The following is a 24578-nucleotide window of genomic DNA, read 5'->3' as shown; positions in this document are numbered from 1 at the left end:
CACTGCTATAATTATGTTAGTCGAACTTCAGGTCCAGACCGAGACCGCGCAGCTCATGGATCAATACGTTGAAGGATTCAGGCACACCGGCTTTCGGGATGTTGTCTCCTTTCACGATGGATTCATATGCTTTTGCACGGCCAACGATGTCGTCGGACTTGATCGTCAGCAGCTCCTGCAGGATGTTGGATGCGCCGTATGCTTCGAGCGCCCATACTTCCATCTCACCAAAACGCTGACCACCGAACTGGGCTTTACCACCCAGGGGCTGCTGCGTAATGAGGGAGTACGGTCCGATTGAACGGGCGTGCATCTTGTCGTCCACCATGTGGCTGAGCTTGAGCATGTAGATGATACCTACGGTTGCTTTCTGGTGGAAGCGTTCCCCGGTTTCACCATCGCTCAGGTAAGTGTGGCCGAAGCTCGGGAGTTTCGCTTCAGTGATATAGTCTGCGATCTCTTCGGTGCTGGCACCATCGAAGATCGGCGTTGCAAATCTTACACCCAGTTTCTGACCGGCCCATCCGAGTACGGTTTCGTAGATCTGACCGAGGTTCATACGGGAAGGTACGCCCAGCGGGTTCAGTACGATGTCTACCGGTGTACCGTCTTCCAGGAACGGCATGTCTTCGTCACGCACGATCTTGGCTACGATACCCTTGTTACCGTGGCGGCCCGCCATCTTGTCCCCTACTTTCAGCTTACGTTTGCTGGCGAGGTATACTTTCGCCAGTTTCAGCACGCCGGCGGGCAGTTCGTCCCCGATGGAGATGTTGAACTTCTCGCGTTTGTAGCGGCCCAGCTCCTCGTTGTACTTGATGTTGTAGTTGTGGAGCAGGGTGTTGATCTGGTCGTTCGTGTCCTGATCGGTGGTCCAGCCTAACGGATTTACGTTCTGGAAGTCGATGTTCGCCAGGTTTTTGGCGGAGAACTTGGAGCCTTTTGAGATCAACACTTCACCGTAGGTGTTGGTGATGCCTGAAGAGGTTTTCTCTTTCAGCAGCACCTGCAGCTTGCTCATCAGCACTTCCATCAGGTCTTCCTCGTTCTTCTGGTGTATTTTTTCCAGTTTCTCCAGGGCCGCTTTTTCGCGGGTCTTGGAGTTCTTGTCTTTCTTCGCACGGGAGAACAGCTTCTTGTCGATCACCACGCCTTCGGTAGACGGGGGCGCCTTCAGGGAAGCGTCTTTCGCGTCGGAGGCTTTATCACCGAAGATCGCGCGGAGCAGTTTTTCTTCGGGTGAAGGATCGGATTCACCGCGTGGGGTGATCTTGCCGATCAGGATATCGCCTTCCTTGATATGTGCGCCTACGCGGATGATACCGTTCTGATCCAGGTCCTTCGTGGCTTCTTCGCTCACGTTGGGGATGTCCGGCGTCAGTTCTTCTTCACCCAGCTTGGTGTCGCGCACTTCGAGTTCATATTCGTCGATGTGAATGGAGGTGAACCAGTCTTCACGGGCTACACGCTCGGAAATCACGATCGCATCCTCAAAGTTGTAACCTTTCCAGGGCATGAACGCTACTTTCAGGTTGCGGCCCAGTGCCAGTTCCCCGGCGCGGGTGGCGTAACCTTCGGTGAGGAAGTCCCCGTCCACCACACGCTGACCTTTTTTCACGGCCGGGCGGAGGTTGATACAGGTGCTCTGGTTGGTTTTAACGAATTTGGTCAGCTGATAGATCACGAGATCATCTTCAAAGCTTACCAGCTTCTGCATTTCATCGCGCTCGTAGCGGACGTGGATCTCGTTTGCATCTACAAACTCCACCACGCCTTTGCCGTTGGCGGTGATCTGCAGGCGGGAGTCGCGTGCTGCCTTGCCTTCCAGGCCGGTACCTACGATGGGCACCTGCGGTGAGATCAGGGGCACAGCCTGGCGCTGCATGTTTGATCCCATCAATGCACGGTTGGCGTCGTCATGTTCCAGGAAGGGGATCAGGGAGGCGCTCAGACCCACGATCTGGTTCGGGGCCACGTCCATATATTCCACTTCTCCCGGTTCCAGGATGGGGAAATCGCCGGTTTCGCGGGATTTCACCTTATCGTTCACAAACTGTCCCTTTTCGTCGAGGGGGGCGTTTGCCTGTGCGATCTTTACAGAATCTTCTTCTTCGGCGCTCAGGTATTCGATCTTGTTCATGTCCACTTTACCGTCTTTTACTTTGCGGTAAGGTGTTTCAATGAAGCCCATTTCGTTCACCATGGCGTGTACGCACAGGGTGGAGATCAGACCGATGTTCGGCCCTTCCGGGGTTTCGATCGTACAGAGGCGGCCGTAGTGGGAATAGTGCACGTCACGCACCTCAAAGCCTGCGCGCTCGCGGCTCAGGCCACCGGGGCCGAGTGCGGAGATCCTGCGTTTGTGCGTGATCTCGGAGAGCGGGTTGGTCTGGTCGAGGAACTGTGACAGCTGGGAGGTTCCAAAGAAGGAGTTGATCACGGAAGACAGCGTCCTCGCGTTGATCAGGTCTACCGGTGTGAACACCTCGTTGTCCCTTACGTTCATTCTTTCACGGATGGTACGGGCCATACGTGCGAGCCCTACGCCGAACTGGGCGTACAGCTGTTCTCCCACGGTACGTACACGGCGGTTTGACAGGTGGTCGATATCATCGATCTCGGCTTTACCGTTGGTGAGCTGCACCAGGTATTTGATGATCGAGATAATGTCCGCCTTGGTCAGCACCTTCATGTCCAGCGGCGTAGGCAGACCGAGCTTACGGTTGATCTTGTAGCGGCCTACGTCCCCGAGGTCGTAACGTTTGTCGGAGAAGAAGAGTTTATCGATGATGCCCCTGGCTGTTTCATCGTCCGGCGCATCAGCACCGCGCAGCTGGCGGTAGATGTGCTGAACGGCTTCCAGCTCGGAGTTGGAGGTATCTTTGTTGAGGGTGTTGTAGATGATGGCGAAGTCGCCGCTCACCTCTTCCTTCTGCACAAATACGGATTTCACGCCCATGTCCGTGATCAGCTCGATGTTCGCTTCGTCCAGGATGCTGTCGCGTTCCAGAACGATCTCGTTACGTTCGATGCTCACCACCTCGCCGGTGTCCTCATCCACGAAATCTTCCACCCAGCTGCGTAAAACGCGGGCGGCCAGCTTTTTGCCGGCGTATTTTTCCAGGCTCTTCTTGTCTGCTTTCACTTCGTCAGCCATGCCAAACAGTTCCAGGATGTCCTTGTCTGTTTCATAGCCGATGGCACGCAACAGGGTGGTAACCGGGAACTTCTTCTTACGGTCGATGTAAGCGTACATGACGTTGTTGATGTCTGTCGCAAACTCCATCCAGGCGCCTTTGAAGGGGATCACCCTCGCGGAGTAGATCTTGGTACCGTTAGGATGGATGGATTGACCAAAGAACACACCTGGCGAACGGTGGAGCTGTGAAACAACTACACGTTCAGCGCCGTTGATAACGAAGGTACCTCTGGGGGTCATATAAGGAATGTTCCCGAGGAACACGTCCTGTACAATGGTCTGGAAATCTACGTGCTCCTCGTCGTTACAGCTCAGGCGGAGTTTAGCCTTGAGCGGCACGGAGTACGTAAGCCCCCGCTCAATACACTCTTCGATGGTATAACGCGGAGGGTCCACAAAATAATCCAGGAACTCCAGATTAAAGATGTTACGGGTATCCGTAATCGGGAAGTTTTCCTTGAATACTTTAAAAAGGCCTTCGTTGTTTCGCTTGTCTGGTGTGGTTTCTAATTGGAAGAAATCCTTGAAAGATTGGATTTGGATAGCCAACAGATCCGGTGTCTCAGCAACTTGTTTGATCTTTCCAAAATTTACTCTTTCGTTAGTTTGGGCTTTTTTTAGAGACATATTCGAAGTTAGCAGTTAATATGACTTGTAAGAATAGGGGAAATTAAGGATTCTTTGCCATAATACATCCAATTTATTGTGTTCCAGTCTCAAAGCCAACTCACTTTCCAGTGATTTCCCCATTTATTGACCTTTAAAAAAGACACGTTCCCAAAGGGCTAAGGTCAAAAGTGAAAATTCACTTTTGACCTTAAAAAGATGTATCGTAAACAAAGAATTACTGAATTTCGATGTCAGCACCAGCTTCAGTGAGCTTAGCTTTCAGATCTTCTGCTTCAGCCTTGCTTACGCCTTCTTTAATGGCTTTCGGCGCACCGTCAACCAGTTCTTTGGCTTCTTTCAGACCGAGACCTGTCAGATCTTTTACTACTTTCACTACGTTCAGTTTGCTGGCACCTGCAGATTTCAGGATTACGTTAAATGCAGTTTTTTCTTCCGCAGCAGCGGCACCACCACCACCGTCAGCAGCTACAACAACTGCAGCAGCAGCGGGTTCGATACCGTAATCGTTTTTCAGTACGTCTGCGAGTTCTTGAACTTCTTTAACAGTAAGACCTACTAATTGTTCAGCTAATGCTTTTACGTCTGCCATTGTATGATGTTTTGTAATGTTTTTTAAAAATTGATGTGTTTATGTTGTGACTTGGAAGCCGGTGTTATGTTCCCGGACGGGTCCGGGATGAAGAAGATTACTCTGCTGCAGGCGCTGCGGGTGCTTCGGGAGCATCCGGAGTTGCAGGAGCTTCGGCTGCTTCGCCGCCTTCTTTTTTGCCTTCCAGCAATGCCGCGATAACGCGCTTTGCGGGAGATTGCAGCAGGCCGATCACTTCGCCGATCAGTTCGTTCTTCGTCTTGATCTTCACCAGGGTAGCCAGCTGGTTGTCGCCCAGGTACACTTCATCGGAGATGAAAGCGGCCTTCAGAACGGGTTTTTCCAGTTTGGCGTTTTCCTTGCGGAAGGTAGAGATGATCAGTGCGGGCTCTTTCGGGCTGTCGGAGAACATCAGGGCGGTTACACCGTTCAGGGCGTCGTACACACCTGCATATTTCTCGTTGTCCAGGCTTTCGAGCGCCTTTTTGATGAGGGTGTTTTTAGCCACCTTCATTTCTACATTCTTGTCGAAACACACCTTGCGAAGGTGGTTCACCTGCGCTACCGTCAGTGACTCTGTATTGGTGATGTAGAAGTTGTTGTATTGAGAGAACTTACCTTTCAGCAGCTCAATAACCTCGTTTTTTTGATCTTTGTTCATTGCTTTTTGTTTGGCATTGATAACTTGTAATTCCTACAGGTCCGTCAATTAGTTTTGAACAGATTTGGTGTCAATTGCAATGCCCGGGCTCATTGTGCTGGCCATGGACAACCCTTTCAGGTAAGTGCCTTTTGCAGTAGTAGGCTTCAGTTTGATGATCGCGTTGATCAGCTCCTGTGAGTTCTGTTCGATCTTTTCGGGAGCGAAAGAAACACGGCCGATAGACGCATGCACGATACCGGCTTTATCTACTTTAAAGGTGATCTTACCGCCCTTTACCTCGTTCACCGCGGCTGCTACGTCGTTGGTAACAGTACCGGTCTTCGGGTTGGGCATCAGGTTACGGGGACCGAGGATCTTACCCAGTTTACCGATCTTGGGCATTACGGCAGGCGTAGCGATGATCACATCGATATCGGTCCAGCCGCCTTCGATCTTCTGGATAAATTCATCCAGTCCTACATGGTCGGCACCGGCTTCTTTAGCAGCAGCCTCTTTGTCGGGCGTGCAAAGCACCAGCACTTTTTTGGTCTTACCAGTTCCGTGGGGAAGCGTTACAGAGCCACGGATAGCCTGGTCGGCCTTCTTGGGATCAACGCCCAGGCGGATATGTAAATCGACGGAAGAGTCGAATTTAGTACAGTTAATGTCTTTAACGAGGGTAGAAGCCTCTTTCAGGCTGTAAGACTTGTTTTTGTCCACCTTAACGTCAGCGACCTTTCTTTTCTTAGTTGCCATTGCAAAATGTTTTAAAAGTTTAACCCGTTACAACGGGGTGAACAAATTAGTTTTCCCAGGGAGCTTTACCATCTACGGTAATACCCATGCTGCGCGCGGTGCCGGCTACCATTCTCATGGCGCTTTCTACCGTAAAGCAGTTCAGGTCGGGCATCTTGTCTTTAGCAATTGCCTCAACCTGTTCCCAGGTCACTTTACCCACCTTGTTGCGGTTAGGTTCTTTTGAACCACCCTGCACTTTGGCCGCTTCCAGCAGCTGTACGGGAGCCGGAGGCGTTTTGATAACGAAGTCAAAGGATTTGTCAGTGTAAACGGTCAGCAGAACAGGCAATACCTTACCCATCTTGTCCTGGGTACGGGCATTGAACTGCTTGCAGAACTCCATGATGTTCACACCCTTGGAACCCAAAGCGGGACCAATCGGAGGTGCAGGGTTGGCTTGGCCGCCTTTCACCTGCAATTTCACGTACGTTGCGATCTCTTTTGCCATGATGTCTGTTTTAATTTGGTTAAACGTTCCCTCCCGTTTTACCGGGAAAAAACTCCCAAAACTCAAAAGTCTTAAAAAGACCTTTTAAGGGGGATGCAAAGGTAGGTAAATAATAAATTATTAGCAAAAAATGTTTGGAGTTCGGCATTTTTTTTGCTATCATCCGTGGAATTGTAATAACAATAATGACTAATTTATTGATTACGAGTTTTTTATCATTTAATTCATAGACCCGCCAAAATTTTCGCCCGCACTAGAAAAATTGCCTTTAATCCTTTAAATTTACAACACCCGAACCAAAATCTCAACCACACTTCTTTCATTCATTACAGTCCGGGTGTTAATGCCTTCGCAATATTCGGGGTTTGAAAAGAACCGTAGATGTAGTATTTTTAGTCTACCAATCCTACATACTATATGTATTACACACTTATCCTCCTATGCATGACAGCGACTGCTCTCCCAATCGCTTCTTTTGCAAGACAACAACCAGCCGACACCGCAACCATTTATCTCCTCGCCGGCACTTATACAGACACCGGCAGTGAGGGCATCTATGTTTACAAATTCGACCGCCACACCGGCGCCCTCACCCCGGTAGACACCGCTTCCGGCCTCAGCAACCCGTCCTTTCTCGTGGTGGCGCCGGATAAAAAGCATGTGTACGCCGTAGGGGAAACCGGCGACGCCGGGAAAGTCTACGCCCTCAGCTTCGACCCGGCCAACGGCAAGCTGCAGCTGCTGAACGAGCAGCCTGCGGGCGGCGACGGGCCCTGCCACATCAATATCGACAGCGCGTCCAGGAACGTACTGGTCGGTAATTACGGCGGCGGCAGCCTCTCGGTGCTGCCCGTGAAAGAAGACGGCAGCCTGGCCGCCCCGGTGCAGACGATCCAGCACACCGGCTCCAGCATCGTGGAGTCCCGCCAGAAAGCCCCCCACGTACACGCCGTGATCTTCTCCCCCGACGGCAAACAGCTGTTCGTGCCGGACCTGGGGATCGACAAGATCGTGGTCTATAACTATAATTACGAAAACGCCTTCCAGCCGCTGACGCCCGGCACCCCGCCGGCAGTAGGCATCCGCCCCGGCGGCGGCCCCCGGCACTTCGTGTTCCATCCGAACGGCCAACACGCCTACGTGGTGCACGAGATCAGCGGCCATATCACCTGCTTCCATTATGATACCAGCCGCCTGATCCCCTTCCAGATGGTAGCCTCCACGCCCGCCAGCTACAAAGGGAACAAGGCCAGCGGGGCGGACATCCATATTTCGCCGGACGGGAAGTTCCTCTACATGAGCAACCGCGGCGACCTGAACAACCTCGCCATTTTCAGGATCGACGCGCGCAGCGGGAAGCTCACCCCCGCCGGGCACCAGTCCACCAAAGGAAAATCCCCCCGGAACTTCCTGATAGATCCGTCCGGCGCTTACCTGCTGGTGGCGAACCAGGACAGCGATAACATCATCGTCTTCAAAAGGAACAAGAGCACCGGCAGGCTTACCGCTACCGGGCAGGAGGTGAGCATTCCCAAACCGGTTTGCCTGAAAATGGTGGAAGCGGAATAAGGATCAGCGGATCATCCATCCTTTGTCACCGCCGTTATATTGCACAAAAAGGTATTCGTTGTACTGCGCCAGCACCGCCACCGTTTCGTCGGCGGGCAGCGTTGTTTTCCTGGCAGCCAGCGTGTCCGGCGCTTCATGCACCGTAGCCGCGGTGTTCAGCCTGCGGTCCCGCAACGGCTTGTCCAGTGACGCCACGGCCGTTGTGCTGATGTACCCGCTTTGCGCATCCGGCAGCACAACCCGTAACCAGTTTCCCATAGCGGCTTCCACGCGCAGGGGCGTATGCCGGGGCACGGAAACGGCGGTGGTATCCGTTACCGGAGCGCTGTAAATTTTTGCGGAGGGAAGTTGTACGCGCACATGTTCTCCCGGCAAACTTCCTTTCGCTTTGATGACCGGCGGCTCCTTTACGACCGGGTTTACGAAGGCCAGCGGGTCTACCGCCCCTCCCCGGCCGTAAATACCGAAATGCAGATGCGGCGGTGTCGTACGTGCGTTGCCGGTATTGCCCATCAGGCCCAGCGTATCTCCCGTTTTCACGCGCTGCCCCTCCCGTACCAATTGTTCATCAAGGTGTGCATAGTAGAGGACATATGATTTGTCTTCGGGGCGCATCCAGACCGTTTTCCCGCCGAGATTGCTTTCGCTCACGCTGGTGACAACACCGTCCGCCGCGGCCACAACCGGTGTGCGGAACTTTGCAAAGAGGTCTATTCCCTCATGCCGCCGTGCCCCCGCATCCCGCGCCGCGCCCCAGAAACTGCGGATATGATTGTTGCCCGGCGCCCTGATGGGGTACGCAAGGGAAGGGCCGGTGCGGATGCTGAGCGTATATTCCCCGCTTTCCAGCAATGCGGGCTGCAGCCGCAACAGCAGGGACTCGTCGCCTTCCACCTCGTATTCCAGCGCGCGGGCCGCGGTATCCGCTGCGGCCAGGAGCTTCAGCTCGTTATTGCTCCCTTCCACCCGCCACAGGTCCATATACACGGTGAAACCCGTTGCCGGCACCGTTTCCAGCGATATCAGCAGCTTCTCTCCCATCTTTCCGGGAAAACGCAGGCCCACCGCGCCGGGGCGCTCCGCGGCAAAGTACCCTCTTTCACTGTACGGCGTAGTGATCACGGCAGGTGCGGCAAGGCTCCGGCTGGCCGCATCCAGCCAGCTGCGGCCCATGACCGTTTGGTCCAGCCCCGCGGCGCTGATCTTGTCCGTATACACTTCATGCGGCGTTCTTTTGCCGAAAACGCCGGCTATCGGGGCTTTGCAGGCTTCCATCAGGCAAAGCAAAAGGAAGACCCCACCCGGAAGAAATAAACGTTTCATACGGAACGCTCATCAAAATATGCGCCATCAAAAATTTAGATGTGGCACCATCCAAAAAGCGGCCAAATCATCTATTCTGTAACTTCATCGTTCTAAATCACCCCATTATGAAACGCACTTGGTTACTTTTACTCGCACTTTACTGTACCTCCGCTGCCGTTGCGCAGGATGAAGCTGCCCAGAAGGCGTGGATGGATTACATGACACCCGGTTCCATGCATAAAATGATGGCAATGGCGGACGGGGACTGGAAAACGGATATGACTTTCTGGATGGCGCCGGGCGCCCAGCCGATGACGCAGGCCGGCAATTGCACCAACAAAATGATCCTTGGCGGCCGCTACCAGGAATCGCGGCACACCAGCAGCTTTGACGGTCAGCCTTTTGAAGGCATCGGCATACTGGGATACGATAATGCCAAAAAAGTATTCCAGAGCACCTGGGTAGACAATATGGGTTCCGGCATTATGTATCTCGAAGGAAAATGGGACGATGCCACCCGTTCGGTCACGCTCACGGGAAAGACCACGGACCCGGCCACGGGAAAGGAGCAGCTGATCCGGGAAGTATTTAAATGGGTGGACGATAACAACCAGGTCATGGAAATGTACATGATGGCGGATGGAAAGGAGTTCAAATCCATGGAACTGAAGCTCACCCGCAAATAACCGCATAAAAAAAGCCGCAGGCAATGTGCCTGCGGCTTTTTCAAATATCTGAACAGCTTTAGCTGATCTTTTCTACCTGCATGAAGTTCAGCTCTACCGGCGTGGCGCGGCCGAAGATCTTCACGGTCACTTTCAGCTTCTTCTTGTCTTCCAGCACTTCTTCGATCACACCGTTGAAGTCGTTGAACGGGCCGTCGATGATCTTGATGGTTTCGCCAACGATGTAGGGCTCGCTCATGGTGAGTCCCTGGTCGGAGATCTCGTCTACTTTACCAAGCATTTTATTGACTTCCGCCTTGCGGAGCGCGATGGGCTTTTCTTTTCCGAGGAAGTGGATCACACCGGAAACCTGGCGGATGGACTGGATCACCTCATCGGTCATCTTGCCGTCGATCGCTTCGATCATTACATAACCGGGGTAGAAGTTCTTTTCGCGCATCACTTTTTTACCGGCCTGCACTTTATATACTTTCTCCACCGGCAGGAAGATCTGGGTAATTACATTGCCCCAATCGCTGCGGCGCACTTCAATATCCAGGTATTCTTTTACTTTCTTCTCTTTGCCGCTCACTACCCGCAGTACGTACCATTTCGTTTCCTGGGCGGGAGCCTGGGCTTCTTCCTTGTGGATGTCCTCCATTATTGAAACAGTTTATAGTATTGCGTTAATACCAGGTGAGACAGGGTATCCATGCCCCATACCATCAGTGTGATGATGATAGTGGCAATGAGAACGATCATCGTAGATGATTGCAGCTCCTGCCAGGTAGGCCAGGATACTTTATGAACCAGCTCGTGATATGATTCTCTGAAGTAGCTCGTGATTTTGTTCATCGTAATTAGTTAACCTGATATGAACGATAAAAATTGCCGTGCGGCAAAATTGCTTGTTTCTGTTAAAAAATGCAAACAATTTAAGCTTCCGGCAATTTTTCATTTACTCAGCACGGGTACTAGGATTCGAACCCAGATCAAAGGTTTTGGAGACCCGTATGCTACCGTTGCACCATACCCGTGTGTAAAAAAAGCCATTAACTGTGGCGGTCACCTTTAGCAAATATAATCTTCTATTGATTAACCGCCGCTGGTCAATGGCTTTTTTATAGACAGTATCGCTACTGGATTATTTCACGATTTCAGTAACCTGACCAGCGCCTACGGTACGGCCACCTTCGCGGATAGCGAATTTCAGACCTTTTTCCATAGCGATCGGCTGGATCAGTTTAACGGTCAGGCTGATGTTATCACCAGGCATTACCATTTCAACACCTGCAGGCAGTTCAACTTCACCGGTTACGTCAGTAGTACGGAAGTAGAACTGAGGACGGTATTTCTGGAAGAACGGCGTGTGACGGCCACCTTCTTCTTTGCTCAGTACGTAAACTTCGCATTTGAAGTCGGTGTGCGGAGTGATGGAACCGGGCTGGCAGATAACCATACCGCGACGGATCTGGGATTTTTCAATACCGCGGAGGAGCAGACCGGCGTTGTCACCAGCTTCACCTTCGTCCAGCAGTTTTTTGAACATTTCCACACCAGTACAGGTAGATTTCAGTGATTCGGTGATCAGACCTACGATCTCAACGTTCTCACCTACTTTGATACGACCGCGCTCGATACGACCGGTAGCAACAGTACCACGACCGGTGATAGAGAACACGTCTTCTACTGACATCAGGAACGGTTGGTCAACCGGGCGCGGAGGCAGCGGAATGTAAGTATCAACAGCTTCCATCAGCTCGTCGATCTTGGCCACCCATTTTTCGTCACCAGCCAGTGCGCCGGTAGCAGAACCCTGGATGATGGGCACATTATCGCCATCGAAACCATAGGAAGACAGCAGGTCGCGGATCTCGATCTCAACGAGTTCCAGCAGTTCCGGATCGTCTACCAGGTCTACTTTGTTCATGAATACTACGATACGGGGTACACCTACCTGACGGGCCAGGAGGATGTGCTCCTTCGTTTGCGGCATCGGACCATCAGTTGCGGCAACCACGAGGATAGCACCGTCCATCTGAGCAGCACCGGTGATCATGTTCTTCACGTAGTCAGCGTGGCCGGGACAGTCAACGTGAGCATAGTGACGGTTTGCTGTCTGATACTCAACGTGTGCTGTATTGATGGTAATACCTCTTTCTTTTTCTTCAGGAGCTGCGTCGATCTCGTCATAACCTCTCTTCTCAGCCAAGCCCTTGTTTGCCAGAATTGTCGTAATGGCAGCAGTCAAGGTAGTTTTACCGTGGTCCACGTGACCGATGGTACCAATGTTAACGTGGGGTTTATCCCGCTTAAAGGTTTCTTTTGCCATTGTATTTTTTTTTAAGATGGTTTGTAAAGATTGTATTATAGTTGTTTAAAAACGTTTTTACAAACTTGAGCCAATTACAGGGATTGAACCCGCTCCTTTCCGCTTACTGGCGGAACGCTCATCCATTGAGCTTACCGGCTTAGTTAAACTTCAAATTTCGGACACCGTACACCGCTTGCCGGTTACCTGTATCCGAAACTTTTTCAGAGCCCTGCCGGGAATCTGCAGATCCCCCTTTCAAATCTCCGAAATCCGAAAGAAAGCATATCGCATCTTCCCTTCTTTTTGAGCTGTTGATGAGAATTGAACTCACGACCTCTTCCTTACCAAGGAAGTGCTCTACCCCTGAGCTACAACAGCAGTGGTTCTTTAGAGCGGGAGACGAGGTTCGAACCCGCGACCTACAGCTTGGAAGGCTGTCGCTCTACCAACTGAGCTACTCCCGCATTTAAATCACTGTGACATTCCCTGCTGCCCCTACTCGTTTTCTTGCACAAGTTTGTTCCGCCCCTGTTGAACAAAAGCGGAACAAAATAAGTTGTGGGCAGGACAGGATTCGAACCTGTGAAGTCGAAAGACAGCGGATTTACAGTCCGCCCCATTTGGCCGCTCTGGAACCTGCCCAACTAAAAAACTTTGCCCGGACCGTTCCGGAAACGCCTGAGCCAGCAGAGGGATTCGAACCCCCGACCCACTGATTACAAATCAGTAGCTCTGGCCAACTGAGCTATGCTGGCGTTTTTTCTGTCAAGAAAAAGCTTAACAACCTCTCAAAAGGAAGCGCAAAATAAGTGGTAATCTTTTTAAGAAACAAATATTTTTTTCACTTCCGGACCGTAAAATTTTTGCTGCTCAAAGTTGGCCTAAATGCCCTACAGTAAAGAATTTTACTACCTTCGCCGATCCCTTTTTGAATCGGGATGGCAAAGGTAGTAAAGAGAAAATTAATTCCAAAATATTTTTAGAAAATTAATGTAAATTCTTCTCCTTCTTGCGTTTGATCTGGTTAACAAGCGAGTCAAATGCGAGGTCTATTGACTCTTCGAAGGATTTGGATTCATGCTTTACAAAGAAATCGTGGCGCGGGATATGGACCTTGATCTCGGCGATCTTGTCCTTGATCTGGTGGGCTAACTGATCCAGCTTCAAAAATACTTCTACAGTGACAATTCGGTCATAAAACGTGGAGAGCTTCTGAATCCTTTTATTCACATGGTCAATGAGTTTGGCGTCAGCATCAAAACGCACAGTTTGAATTTGAACATTCATAGCACTAAATTTTAACTTTTAACAATCTGATTTCAAATTAGTAACAAACATCCATAGGCGGTTTTTTAAGTGAGTATCTCGACATTACTAATTTACTGAACTTTCTCTCCTTTTCCGATTTCCGGCAGAAAAATTTTGTTAAAATGTACAACAGTACAATAGTCGCTCTTTTTAATGCCTTAACAAATGAGCGCCGTCAGCCGGCACACTGCGCTTTGTCAGTATTCACTGTAAACATTTTAATTGATAAATTCTACGCTTTGGGATGCGCCTGCTGATGTACCTTCTTCAGCTTTTCGATGGAGTTGTGGGTGTATACCTGGGTGGCGGCAAGACTGGAATGACCGAGCAATTCCTTTACTGCATTGAGGTCCGCCCCATTATTCATGAGATGGGTGGCAAAAGTATGCCGCAGGATGTGCGGGCTTTTTTTGGGGACGGTGGTTACCTGGCTAAGCGCGGCTTTGACCACTTTGTAAACATAGTTCTCGTCCAGCGGCTTGCCGTTGGGCTTCACCAGCAGGCGATGCGGATCGGGTTGTTCGATCTCCCGGCGTTTACGCGCTTCATATGCCGTTATCTGTTCCAGCAAAAGGGGGCTGATGGGCACGAACCGCTCCTTGTTGCCTTTGCCGCGTATTTTCAGCTGTTTATTCCCTTCATCTACCTGCTCCATGGTAAGCCCTATCAGCTCGGCCCGCCGCATGCCGGTCTGGTACAACAGGTCCATGATCAGCTGCGCGGTGGCGCCCCGGAAGTCGTCTGTAAAGACCGGCTGCCCTTCCACCGCATTCTGTTCCAGCTGCTGCATGCCTTTCTCTTCCACGAACACGGGGAGGCGCTTGCGCACCTTCGGGCTGTTGACCTTCGCCATCGGGCTTTGCACCAGCAATTGCTTGCGTACGGCGTATTTAAAGAATGATTTGAGGGTGGATATCTTGCGGCGGATGGTAACCGCGGCCACGCTGGAGGATGCTTTTTTGTCGGGATGAATGCCGGTTACTAGCCATGACTGAATATGGAAATACCGGATCTCCGGCAGCGGCATGTCGCCGTAAGTGCCCTGCATGTACTGAAAGAACTGCTCCAGATCTGTCCGGTAGGCCAGCACAGTATGGGGTGAATAGCGCTTTTCCAGCTCGAGGTAAGCCAGGAAAGCCAGTGCGAAGGATGGCAGGTGCTGTTCTTCTTTCATAACCAACACAAAAAAATTGATGACTGTAAAGTTATCGAAAACCTTACAATCATCAATTTTATGTATTAGAATTTAATTCTGATCGTTACTATGCGTCGAACTTGCCGGTAGCTACCTGCTGTTTGTAGACAGCTTTCAGCACCTGGGTACGGCGGCGGATAGACGGCTTGGTAAATGACTGACGCTCTCTCAGTTGCAGCAGGATCTTCGCTTTCTCAAATTTCTTTTTATACTTTTTGAGCGCTTTGTCAATGTTTTCGCAGTCTTTGGAATCGATAATTAACATATTTCTCCTTTATTTTTACGGACGGCAAAGATACACCTAAATTTTCAAAATCCAAATAAAAATCCCTCCTCATTTATCTCCGTCGGTAATTGACTAATTTTGCCTTTCAATATCAAAGATAAAACATGTTTACCGGCATTATAGAAACAATAGGCACTGTAACGTCAGCGGTCAAAACGGGAGGAAACCTTGAACTGACCATCCGCTCGGCCATAGCGCAGGAATTGAAGATCGACCAGAGTGTTTCGCACAACGGGGTTTGCCTGACCGTCACGCAGGTAGCCGGCCAGCAATATACGACCGTGGCAGTGGCGGAAACCCTCCAAAAATCCAATATCGGGCAGTTCCGCGAAGGGTATGCCGTGAACCTGGAAAGGGCCATGGTCTTTAACAGCCGCATAGACGGGCACCTGGTGCAGGGGCATGTGGACGGTACCGGCGTCTGCGAATCCGTTACGGAGCAGGACGGCAGCTGGCTGTACCGCATCCGCTTCCAGCCGCAGTTTGCGGGGCTGATCGTGGAAAAAGGCTCTATCTGCCTGAACGGCATCAGCCTCACGGTGTTCGACATTACCGATGATGCGTTCTCCGTGGCAGTGATCCCTTACACTTACCAGCATACCAATATACAATATCTCCAACCCGGCGACACCGTGAACCTGGAATTCGACATCCTGGGCAAATACGTGGCGCGGCAACTGAACCGCTCACCCATCAAATAAACCGACATTGAACCAGACACTAACGCAAACCCTGGGCATCAAATACCCGCTGATCATGGCCCCCATGTTCCTCGTGAGCAACGAGCCCATGATGCAGGCCGCCATCCGCAGCGGCATTGCGGGCACTTTCCCCTCCCTCAACTACCGCAGGGAAGGCGAGCTGCCCGCGCTGCTGGAAAGGCTCAATGAAGCCAGGGCAAGCCATCAGCAGGGCACCTACGGCGTGAACCTCATCGTACAGAAAACGAACCCGCTCTATAAAAAACACCTGGACGCCTGCGTGGCGGCCAAAGTGCCGTTCTACATCACCTCGCTCGGCAATCCCCGCGATGTGATCGATGCCGCGCACAGCTACGGCGCCAAGGTGCTTTGCGACGTGACCAACCTGCAGCATGCCGAAAAGGCCGCGCAGAACGGGGCGGACGGCTTTATTGCCGTGAGCGCGGGCGCGGGCGGCCATGCCGGCCCCTACCCCATGCATGTGCTGATACCGGCCCTGAAAAAAGCTTTCCCGCACATGCCCGTAGCCGCCGCGGGCGCTATCGCCACGGGGCAGCAGATCGCCAGCGCACGGGTGCTCGGGGCGGACGGCGTATCCATCGGCACGCGGTTCATCGCCAGCCGCGAAGCCACCGTCAGCGACGAATACAAGAACGCCATTGTCAGTCACGGCATGGAAGACATCGTGCTCACCGAAAAACTCTCCGGCACGCCCTGCAATATCATCAACACGCCCGCCGCGCAAAGAATGGGCTACAAGCAAAGCCGCTTCCAGAAGTGGCTGTCCCGCAACCCGCGCACGCGCAAATATTACAAGATGATGGTGCAGATGAAAGGCATGCAGAAACTTCAGCGGGCCATCACGCCCAATCATTACAACCAGCTGTGGTCCGCCGGGCAAAGCGTGGAGATGGTGGACGATATCCTCACCGTGGAAGAGATCGTGCAGCGGCTCATGCAGGAATACAATGAAAGCCTGCAGGCGTTGCGGTAAGCGGGCAAAAACGGTATCTTTGCAAAATGTCTTTACCCAATAATTACCAGGAAGGCGCAGTGCTGTTGATCAACAAGCCGTTGACCTGGACTTCCTTCGACGTGGTGCGCAAGATCCGTAATACCACCAAAGCCAAAATAGGTCATGCCGGCACGCTGGACCCCTTAGCCACGGGCCTCCTCATTTGCTGCACCGGTAAAATGACCAAAAAAATAAATGAATACCAGGCGCAGGAAAAAGAATACACCGGCACCTTCACCCTCGGCGCCACCACCCCTACGTTCGACCTGGAATCGGAACCCGAAAATCATCAGCCTGTTCCGGAGCTGGACAAAGCCGCGCTGCAGGCGTATGCGGACCGCTTTACCGGCGAGCTGCAGCAGCTGCCTCCCATCCATTCCGCCATCAAACAGAACGGCAAACCGATCTATCACCTTGCCCGCAAAGGCGTTGAAGTGAAAGTGGAGCCCCGCAACATTAAAATATTTGCTTTCGAGATCACCGCGGTGGAACTGCCTGTTGTGCATTTCAGGGTACAATGCAGCACCGGCACCTATATCCGCTCCCTGGCGAACGACTTTGGCGCGGCCATCGGATGCGGCGGGCACCTGAGCAGTCTTTGCCGCACGCGCATCGGGGATTTCAAACTGGAAGACGCGGTGGAAGTGACGGATTTTATTGAGCAGTACAGGCAGGCGCAGCAGAACGGGTAGGCAGTTCCAATCATCAGCATCGCAAACAGTATGCGGGAACAGAAGCTGGCAGGCAGCTCTCCGCGATGATCAGAACGGATACCCGATCGCGATATTCCAGATAATATTTTCCCGCCGCCAGCGCGCATCGCCCAGCGTCCATTGATTTACGAACCAGCCGCTTTTATTCTTTTCGGAAGGATAGGGTTTCTTGAGCGGTATGCCCCAGTCGAAACGTATCAGGAAGTAGGTGAAGTCCAGCCGCAGACCCGCGCCGGTACCGATCGCCAGGTCGTTATACAGGTTGCTGAACTGAAAGTCCGCCCCCGTTCGCAACGTATCCCGCTTCAGCATCCAGATATTGCCGAAATCCAGGAAGGTAGCGCCTTTCAGGTTCATGCTGCCCCCGAAGAGGCGGAACAGGTCGAAACGGTATTCCACATTTCCTTCCAGCTTCATGTCCCCCGTCTGGTCCGGGAAGATCTCGGCAATGGAAGAAGTATCGCGGAAAGAACCCGGCCCGAGCGTGCGCAGGCGCCAGGCGCGGATGCTGTTAGGCCCGCCGGAAGTGAACTGGCGGATGTACGGCAATACGTCGCTCTGGCCGTATGGTATGCCCACGCCGGCGTAAGCGCGCGTGGCGATGGACGATTTGCTGTAGTTCCAGTAATGCCGGAAATCCAGCTCCAGCCGCAGGAACTGCGAGATATTCACGTTGGACAGTGTTTCGAGGCTTTCCCGGCCGCTGGTGACCCAGTTCGTCAATCCGTTGATGCCTTTCAGCCAAAGCCCGGATTCCTCGAAGTTCGCGCGGAAAAAAGAGTTCTGGCGCTGATGGAAAATATCGTTATTGCTAAAAGTATAGGTAATGCCTTCGCCGCCGATGAAAGCCGGTTCAAAGCTGCGCCGCAGGTACGGGTTCCGGTCCACCACCGTATCCTTGAACAGGCTGTTCAGCGTAACGCCCACGTAATTCAGCGTGAAAGGCTTTACGATCCAGCGTTTGTATTGCGATTCATTCCATTCGTAACCGAAAGAAGCGTTCAGCTGCCGGATGTCAAACCGGTCGATGCGCGTGAGGTTGTTCCAGCCCGCGGAGATACGTGTTCTCGCGGTGGAGCGGTTGTTCTGCCGGAGCCGGAACGGCAGCAGGAAACGCGGCATCACCAGGTCCGCATTCAAACCGTATTCCCGCGCCTGCAGATCAAACGCGCTGCTGTTGCGCACCACTTCAAGCCCGCCTTTGAGCGTAATGTGCAATTCGTTGGCGGAACGGTTCAGGTTGAAGTGGCGGTAGCCGAGGGTTACGCCGCTACCCACGAAATAGTCACTGCTCGTGGTGATGTCTATGTTCGCGCTCAGCTCCTGTTTCTTGCGGGGCGTCAGCAGTATGTACGCATCCAGCTTCTGCGCCGTGTCTTTCCTTTCGCGGTATTGCACGGTAACGGATTGCCAGAGGTTGAGATCGTATAAACGGTTAACGGTATTGTTATAATTCTGGATGGAGTATTTTTCATTCTTCCGGAGCTGGATGGCGCGGGCCAGTACGCGCGGGCGGATGATGTCCTCATGGAATTTGACGGTGAGCACCCTGCCGGAATATGTTTTAAAAGTAGTGTCGCTGGTGTTGCTGAGCGGTGAAAAATCGGGGTAGATGATAATGTCATGCAGGTAGAACACCTTGGTGAGGTCGGTAGCGGAATCTTCCGGGTTTTTGATCACCACGTCTACGTCCATCGTGGGCCGCTGGTCCGCGCTCAATACCGTGGGCATGCTGGCGAAGGGGTTGAGCGGATCGAGGAAGAGCGATTTGTTGAGGGTGTCTACCGTGAAGCTCACCAGGTCGCGGTTGAACTTGAAATATCCCGCATCGCGGATGAGCCTCGTCAGGCGTTCCCTTTCGCCGTTGAGGTTTTCGGCCTTGTAAGGCGCGTTCACTTTCAGCAGCGAGAACTTCTCCCCTGCTTTTACAATATTGCGGATGGCCGTATCGGGAATATCGTAGTTGATCTTTTTGATGACGAAGTTCTTGCCGGTGTTCACCTCGTAGGTAACGGTGGTTTTCCTGTTCCGGGTGTTTTCTTTATAAGCAGCGGTCGCATAGAAATATCCCTGGTTGTTCAGGTAAGCGATCATCCGGTTCAGGGATTCCGTTGTTTTCGTGGAGTCGTAGATCGCGGGGGCTTCCAGGTTACGCTCCGCGAGGATGAGGTTCCAGAACCAGTTGCTTTTTTTCTCGTGCGATTTCTGGTTGTACAGCCAGACCTTCAGGCGCGTGCCGAGGAACTTTGAATTGGGCTGCTGCAGCATCAGCGATCGGGACGAAAGGTCGCTCTTCAGATTGTTCTTTTCCGTGGAGGAAAGCGTGCCGTTAACGACTACGCTCGTCTTCGTCAGCAGCTCCTGGTCCTGCTGCAGGTAACGGGTATTCGAACAGGCGTTTAAAAGCAGGCATACCATCAGCAACACGACCGGCAACGGCAGATTTGTATATGATGAGTATCGCTTTTTCTTCACTTGATTCCTGAATTAACGGGTATGGCCTGCTTGGCTGAATGCCGGATTTCATGTAGGTTTGATCCTATGTTGTCAAAGGCGCAAATTAAATATATTCAATCATTACAGCACAAAAAATACCGTCAAAAATTTGGCCAGTTTATAGCGGAGGGGGACAAGATCGTGCAGGAGCTGCTGCAAAGCGGGAAAGACGTGCAGGCCGTATATGCTACGCGGGACTGGCTGCTGGACCACCGCGAACTGGCTGAAAGCGCCACCGGCATGGATGTGCAGGAGGTGGAGCCCCCGGCGCTCAAACAGCTATCTTCCCTTTCCACCCCCAACCAGGCGCTGGCGCTGGTGAACATCCCGCCCGCCTCCGAGCCAGTTTTGTCCGGCCAGGTCACCATCGTACTGGAAACCATACAGGACCCCGGCAACCTGGGCACCATTATTCGTATAGCCGACTGGTTTGGTATCCGCCAGATCATCTGCTCACCGGATTGTGTGGACGCCTATAACGCCAAAACCATCCAGTCCACCATGGGCAGCATCATGCGTATACCCGTTATCGTGAAAGATATTCTGGAGCTGCTGGCCGCCAACAAACACATCCCCTCCTACGCCGCGACGCTGCATGGCGATAATATCGCCGGCACACCGAAGATCACCGAAGGATTGATCCTGATCGGGAATGAATCGCGCGGCCTTGGTGAAAAGGTACTGGCGCTTTGCAGCCACCGCATCACCATCCCCCGGATCGGGCAGGCGGAATCGCTGAATGCCGCCGTGGCTGCCGGCATTATCTGCGGGCGGCTGTTAATATAGCTTATTTGAACTGTATGGCTTTCACCGGCAGGATCTTCCGGGTCAGTAAAGTAGGGATGAGCAGGATGAGCAGGCAGATGCCCAGCGTCACCCCGTTTATCAGCAGCACCTTCCACCACTGTATCGCGATCGGCGCCACCGTCATGTAGTAGGATTCTTCCGGTAGTTTGAAGAAACCGGTGTACTGCTGCAGCAAGGCCAGCCCTATGCCGAGGATGTTCCCGATGATAATGCCCGCCAGCACAATGTACCCCGCCTGGTAGATGAAAATACCCTGTATGGCGCCGTTGCGCATGCCGAGCGCTTTGAGGATGCCCACCATGTTCGTGCGTTCGAGGATAAGGATAAGGATGGCCGTGGTCATGTTGATGATCGCCACGATGGTCATAATGATGAGGATGATCGATTCATTTTTGTTCTGCAGGCCGAGCCAGTCGAAAATATTGGGATAGATCTCCTGCATGCTGCGCACCGCCAGCTCATCCGGCAGCTGGTCCCCGATGTGGCTTTGCGCGCTGTCCATCTGCCGGTAATCTTTCAGGAACACTTCATATCCCCCGATCTCGTCCGCCCGCCAGTCGTTCAGCCGGCGCACAAGATTGATGTCGCCGATGAGATAGGTCCTGTCGTATTCTTCGATGCCCGTTTTATAGATGCCGCAGACGTTAAGTTTTCGCACGCGCGGCGGCAATCCGTCCCCCCGCACGAAGTAAACGATCACGTCATCGTTCAGCTTCAGCTGCAGCAATGCCGCCGTGTTGGCGGAGATGATCATTTCGGAAGCGTAGCCGCTGTCTGTAAACCGGATGGGGCGGCCCTCCATGAGGAAATCAAGCTTCGAGCCGCTGTCGATCCCCTTGAAGATCATGCCTTCCGTTTCCTTTTCCGTTTTTACGATCACCGATTTGGTGGCGAACTTGTTGAGCGCCTCTATCTGTGGATATTGCAGGATGTTCTTTTCCAGCTCCGGCAGCGCCTCAAACGGCACCTGCTCCGTTAAAGGCCCCGCGTTCACCTGGTATTGCGTGATGTGGAGGTGCCCCCAGAAGCTGAAGATCTTGTCGGAGATCACCAGCTGGAAGCCATTGATCAATGCCGTAGCCAGTATCATAACGGCCACACTGAACGCTGTGGCTATCATGGCAATGTTGATGATGAACTTGGAAAAGGAAGAAAAACGGTTAAATGCAATCCTTCCGGCAATAAACATGGATACGCGCATGCCGCTAATTTATGGAATTTAGAAATGTGTTGTAAATTACGCCTATGAGGAAAGCATTTATCGTGATAGCGTTACTATCCGTTCTGTGTGCCCGCGCGCAGCACGAAGATATCTCGCAGGATCACGTTTACAGCCCCACCGTCAAGACCGTCAAACTCAATCCCACCGGCGAACCGCTGGCCCTTCCCATCTATGCGCTTAACAGCGGGGAAAGGCTGGAGCTGAATTTCGATGATATGCAGATGGAGGTCAGGAATTATTTTTATACCATCCAGCTTTGCAATGCAGACTGGACGCCCGTCCGCCTCAATACCATCGAATACCTGAAAGGCTTCTCCGAAAGCCAGATCAGGGATTACCGCTTTTCCAGCGTGGCGCTGCAGAAGTATGTGCATTACCACCTGGACTTCCCGAATCAAAACTGTACGCCTACACGCGCGGGGAATTATATTTTAAAAGTCTATCTCGATGGGGACACCTCGCAGCTCGCGTTCACCCGGCGTTTCATGGTGATCCAGCAAAAAACGACGGTGGAAGGCTACATTTCCCAACCCATCAATCCGAAACTTTTCCGTACCTCCCAGAAGATCAACTTCGCGGTAGGCACCAAAGGGCTCAACATACCCAACCCGTTCGACCAGGTGAAGATCGTGATCATGCAGAACTCGCGGTGGGACAATGCTATTACCAACATCAAGCCCCGCTTCATCAAAGGCGACCTGCTGGAATATAATGCGGAACAGGATTGCATCTTCCCCGGTATGAAAGAATGGCGGTGGATAGACCTTCGCAGCTTCCGGCTGCAAACGGAAAGAGTGGAAAGATCGGAGTACGGCAGGACCACCACCGATGTGTACGTGCTGCCCGATTTTCCCAGGGACAATACCGTATACCAGTACATCAAGGATTTCAACGGGCGGTACATCCCTTCCGTGCTGGAAGATTATAACCCGAATTTTGAAGGGGATTATGCCCGGGTGCATTTCGTATATCCGGCGAAGGAGCCCTACGCGGGATACGACCTGTATATCTTCGGCGAGCTGACCGACTATGAATGCAATCCCGGCAACCGGCTCACCTACAACGGCGCCCGGCAGGCGTACGAAGGCACGCTGTTCCTCAAACAGGGCTACTACAATTACATCTATGCGCTGATAGACCGCACCAACGGCCAGTTCAACACCGAGTATACGGAAGGTAATTCCTGGGAAACCGAGAACGACTACACGGTGCTCGTGTACTACAAAGCGCTTGGCGGCAGGAACGACGAGCTGGTGGGCATGCTGAAGCTCAATTCTATGACAAGCCGCCGCTAGGGAACGATCAGCGGGTCCGTTTGGTTCACCGTCTGCCCCAGCTTCACGATGTTGGCCGCGCCGCGTTTGATGATGATGCGGGTACCGCGGTCGTAAGTGAAATAGCGGTAAAACCAGTTGATGAATACCACCAGCTTGTTCCGGAAGCCCATGAGGTTCAGCAGGTGCACGATCATCCACGCGATCCAGGCGATATAACCGCTCAGCCGTATGCCGCTGAATTCCGCTACCGCCCTGTTACGCCCGATGGTGGCCATGCTGCCCAGGTCCGTATACTTGAAAGGCTGAAGGGGTTTTCCTTTTAATTCATTTGCGATATTCTTACCCAGTTGTTTGCCCTGCTGCATCGCTACCTGCGCTACCATGGGGTAACCTTTGGGAAAACGTTCATCCGTCACCTGCTGCGCAATATCACCGATCACGAAGATGTTCGAAGAGCCCTGCATGCGGTTCACCCCGTCTACTATCACACGCCCGTTGGGAAGGGTGATGTCTTCCGGGATGCCTTTGATCGGGAAGCCCTTCACGCCGGCAGACCAGAGCAGGGATTGCGTAACGATCGTATCGCCGTTGCTGAGCGTGAGCGTATGCCCGTCGTAATCCTTCACGGCAACGCCGGTGAGCACTTTCACGCCCAGGAATTCCAGCCCTTCCAGCGTTTTCTGGCTGGATTTTTCGCTCATGGAAGCCAGCACTTTCGGCCCCGCTTCTATCAGGTAGATGTTCATGAGGTGCAGCGGCAGTTCAGGATAATCTTTCGGCAGGATGTATTTGCGCAGCTCCGCAAAAGCGCCGGCCAGCTCCACGCCGGTGGGACCACCGCCTACCATCACAAAATTCAGCTTGGGGCGGATGGCCGATTCATCATTCATCAGCAACGATTCCTCAAACTGCTTCAGCACGTAGTTACGGATCTGCACCGCCTCGATCAGCGATTTCATGCCAATGGCATGCTCCTCGATGACCTTGTTGCCGAAGAAGTTGGTATTGCTGCCGGTGGCGATCACCAGATATTGATATTTTATATCGCCGATATTGGTGTGAAGGATATTATCCGCGGAGTTTACGCTTTTTACTTCCGCCATGCGGAAATGGAAGTTCTTTTGTCTTTTGAAAATACCTCTGAGGGGAAAAGCAATGCTGTCCGGTTCCAGCCCCGCCGTCGCTACCTGGTAAAGCAGCGGTTGAAAAAGGTGATAATTGTTCCTGTCCAGCAGCACAACCTGTACGGGGGCGTGCTTTAAAGCTTTAGCCAGGTTGATGCCTGCAAATCCTCCTCCAACGATCACCACCCTGGGCCGGTCTGTTTCCGGTATGTTCGGTTGTATCATGACTAATGGTTTAAATGCTATAGCGTTGAGGCCTCAAATGCCATACCAT

General features: G+C 52.5%; 22 protein-coding genes and 5 tRNA genes. 7 read left to right on the top strand and 20 right to left on the bottom strand.

The window, feature by feature from the left end:
* Window positions 1-16 precede the first annotated feature (16 nt).
* From rpoB to rplK, 5 genes are all read right to left on the bottom strand, one after another.
* A complete protein-coding gene (rpoB, locus tag CCY01nite_RS13130) occupies window positions 17-3826 on the bottom strand; it encodes a DNA-directed RNA polymerase subunit beta (protein WP_146862170.1) in 3810 nt (1269 codons plus the stop codon).
* A gap of 217 nt (window positions 3827-4043) precedes the next feature.
* Window positions 4044-4418: a 50S ribosomal protein L7/L12 gene (gene rplL, locus CCY01nite_RS13125; protein WP_146862167.1), complete on the bottom strand. Its 375-nt coding sequence runs from the start codon at window positions 4416-4418 to the stop codon at window positions 4044-4046.
* 97 nt (window positions 4419-4515) lie between these two features.
* On the bottom strand, window positions 4516-5079 hold the full coding sequence (rplJ, locus tag CCY01nite_RS13120) for a 50S ribosomal protein L10 (RefSeq protein ID WP_146862164.1): 564 nt from the start codon (window positions 5077-5079) through the stop codon (window positions 4516-4518).
* A 48-nt stretch (window positions 5080-5127) separates the two neighbouring features.
* A complete protein-coding gene (rplA, locus tag CCY01nite_RS13115; RefSeq protein WP_146862161.1) occupies window positions 5128-5817 on the bottom strand; it encodes a 50S ribosomal protein L1 in 690 nt (229 codons plus the stop codon).
* Between the two features lie 46 nt (window positions 5818-5863).
* Window positions 5864-6307: a 50S ribosomal protein L11 gene (gene rplK / locus CCY01nite_RS13110; protein WP_146862159.1), complete on the bottom strand. Its 444-nt coding sequence runs from the start codon at window positions 6305-6307 to the stop codon at window positions 5864-5866.
* A gap of 444 nt (window positions 6308-6751) precedes the next feature.
* Between rplK and CCY01nite_RS13105 the strand changes: the two genes are divergently transcribed.
* Window positions 6752-7876, top strand: a complete 1125-nt coding sequence (locus CCY01nite_RS13105) for a lactonase family protein (protein ID WP_186831035.1) — start codon at window positions 6752-6754, stop codon at window positions 7874-7876.
* A gap of 3 nt (window positions 7877-7879) precedes the next feature.
* Here CCY01nite_RS13105 and CCY01nite_RS13100 read toward each other — a convergent pair whose 3' ends face one another.
* Window positions 7880-9199: a M23 family metallopeptidase gene (locus CCY01nite_RS13100; protein WP_146862153.1), complete on the bottom strand. Its 1320-nt coding sequence runs from the start codon at window positions 9197-9199 to the stop codon at window positions 7880-7882.
* A 107-nt stretch (window positions 9200-9306) separates the two neighbouring features.
* On the opposite strand from CCY01nite_RS13100, the gene CCY01nite_RS13095 reads away from it, so the two are divergent.
* Window positions 9307-9867: a DUF1579 domain-containing protein gene (locus tag CCY01nite_RS13095; protein ID WP_146862150.1), complete on the top strand. Its 561-nt coding sequence runs from the start codon at window positions 9307-9309 to the stop codon at window positions 9865-9867.
* A 58-nt stretch (window positions 9868-9925) separates the two neighbouring features.
* On the opposite strand, the gene nusG is transcribed toward CCY01nite_RS13095, so the two are convergent.
* From nusG to rpsU, 11 genes are all read right to left on the bottom strand, one after another.
* Window positions 9926-10507: a transcription termination/antitermination protein NusG gene (gene nusG, locus CCY01nite_RS13090; protein ID WP_146862147.1), complete on the bottom strand. Its 582-nt coding sequence runs from the start codon at window positions 10505-10507 to the stop codon at window positions 9926-9928.
* Window positions 10507-10701 (bottom strand): preprotein translocase subunit SecE, encoded by a 195-nt coding sequence (secE, locus tag CCY01nite_RS13085; protein ID WP_146862144.1) that lies wholly within the window; start codon window positions 10699-10701, stop codon window positions 10507-10509. Before secE ends, nusG begins: the two co-directional genes overlap by 1 nt.
* Window positions 10702-10812: 111 nt before the next feature.
* Window positions 10813-10883: transfer RNA gene (locus CCY01nite_RS13080), tRNA-Trp, on the bottom strand.
* A gap of 107 nt (window positions 10884-10990) precedes the next feature.
* Entirely contained in the window at window positions 10991-12178 is a 1188-nt protein-coding gene (tuf, locus tag CCY01nite_RS13075; RefSeq protein WP_146862141.1) for an elongation factor Tu, read from the bottom strand.
* Between the two features lie 288 nt (window positions 12179-12466).
* A tRNA-Thr gene (locus tag CCY01nite_RS13070) sits at window positions 12467-12538 on the bottom strand.
* 13 nt (window positions 12539-12551) lie between these two features.
* Window positions 12552-12624 (bottom strand) — tRNA-Gly (locus CCY01nite_RS13065).
* Window positions 12625-12719: 95 nt separating this feature from the next.
* Window positions 12720-12802: transfer RNA gene (locus CCY01nite_RS13060), tRNA-Tyr, on the bottom strand.
* A 39-nt stretch (window positions 12803-12841) separates the two neighbouring features.
* A tRNA-Thr gene (locus CCY01nite_RS13055) sits at window positions 12842-12915 on the bottom strand.
* Window positions 12916-13147: 232 nt separating this feature from the next.
* A complete protein-coding gene (locus CCY01nite_RS13050; protein ID WP_146862138.1) occupies window positions 13148-13447 on the bottom strand; it encodes an HPF/RaiA family ribosome-associated protein in 300 nt (99 codons plus the stop codon).
* A gap of 253 nt (window positions 13448-13700) precedes the next feature.
* Complete coding sequence (locus CCY01nite_RS13045; RefSeq protein ID WP_146862135.1) at window positions 13701-14642, bottom strand: tyrosine-type recombinase/integrase; 942 nt, start codon at window positions 14640-14642, stop codon at window positions 13701-13703.
* An 88-nt stretch (window positions 14643-14730) separates the two neighbouring features.
* Window positions 14731-14928, bottom strand: coding sequence for a 30S ribosomal protein S21 (gene rpsU / locus CCY01nite_RS13040; protein ID WP_146862132.1), 198 nt, complete (start codon window positions 14926-14928; stop codon window positions 14731-14733).
* 125 nt (window positions 14929-15053) lie between these two features.
* On the opposite strand from rpsU, the gene CCY01nite_RS13035 reads away from it, so the two are divergent.
* Genes CCY01nite_RS13035 through truB form a run of 3 tightly spaced genes read left to right on the top strand, consistent with a single transcriptional unit; the run spans window position 15054 to window position 17357 of the window.
* Window positions 15054-15650, top strand: coding sequence for a riboflavin synthase (locus tag CCY01nite_RS13035; protein ID WP_146862129.1), 597 nt, complete (start codon window positions 15054-15056; stop codon window positions 15648-15650).
* Between the two features lie 7 nt (window positions 15651-15657).
* Window positions 15658-16644: an NAD(P)H-dependent flavin oxidoreductase gene (locus CCY01nite_RS13030; RefSeq protein ID WP_246129925.1), complete on the top strand. Its 987-nt coding sequence runs from the start codon at window positions 15658-15660 to the stop codon at window positions 16642-16644.
* Window positions 16645-16670: 26 nt separating this feature from the next.
* Window positions 16671-17357, top strand: coding sequence for a tRNA pseudouridine(55) synthase TruB (truB, locus tag CCY01nite_RS13025; RefSeq protein ID WP_146862126.1), 687 nt, complete (start codon window positions 16671-16673; stop codon window positions 17355-17357).
* A gap of 69 nt (window positions 17358-17426) precedes the next feature.
* On the opposite strand, the gene tamL is transcribed toward truB, so the two are convergent.
* Window positions 17427-19796, bottom strand: coding sequence for a translocation and assembly module lipoprotein TamL (gene tamL / locus CCY01nite_RS13020; protein WP_246129950.1), 2370 nt, complete (start codon window positions 19794-19796; stop codon window positions 17427-17429).
* Between the two features lie 123 nt (window positions 19797-19919).
* Here tamL and CCY01nite_RS13015 point away from each other — a divergent pair, with 123 nt between their 5' ends.
* Window positions 19920-20660, top strand: coding sequence for a TrmH family RNA methyltransferase (locus tag CCY01nite_RS13015; protein WP_186831034.1), 741 nt, complete (start codon window positions 19920-19922; stop codon window positions 20658-20660).
* Window position 20661: 1 nt separating this feature from the next.
* On the opposite strand, the gene CCY01nite_RS13010 is transcribed toward CCY01nite_RS13015, so the two are convergent.
* Window positions 20662-21882 carry an ABC transporter permease gene (locus tag CCY01nite_RS13010; RefSeq protein WP_146862117.1) on the bottom strand — a complete coding sequence of 407 codons (1221 nt, stop codon included), beginning with the start codon at window positions 21880-21882 and terminating at the stop codon, window positions 20662-20664.
* 44 nt (window positions 21883-21926) lie between these two features.
* Between CCY01nite_RS13010 and CCY01nite_RS13005 the strand changes: the two genes are divergently transcribed.
* Window positions 21927-23198, top strand: a complete 1272-nt coding sequence (locus CCY01nite_RS13005; protein WP_146862113.1) for a type IX secretion system plug protein — start codon at window positions 21927-21929, stop codon at window positions 23196-23198.
* Here the strand turns inward: CCY01nite_RS13005 and CCY01nite_RS13000 are convergent.
* Window positions 23195-24529, bottom strand: coding sequence for an NAD(P)/FAD-dependent oxidoreductase (locus CCY01nite_RS13000; protein WP_146862109.1), 1335 nt, complete (start codon window positions 24527-24529; stop codon window positions 23195-23197). The two genes, CCY01nite_RS13005 and CCY01nite_RS13000, sit on opposite strands and share 4 nt — an antisense overlap.
* Between the last annotated feature and the right edge of the window lie 49 nt (window positions 24530-24578).

Source organism: Chitinophaga cymbidii, from assembly GCF_007992715.1.
GTDB classification, from domain to species: Bacteria; Bacteroidota; Bacteroidia; order Chitinophagales; family Chitinophagaceae; genus Chitinophaga; species Chitinophaga cymbidii.
Note: the sequence above shows the minus strand (reverse complement) of the source record. Positions and strands in the feature narration are given on the sequence as shown.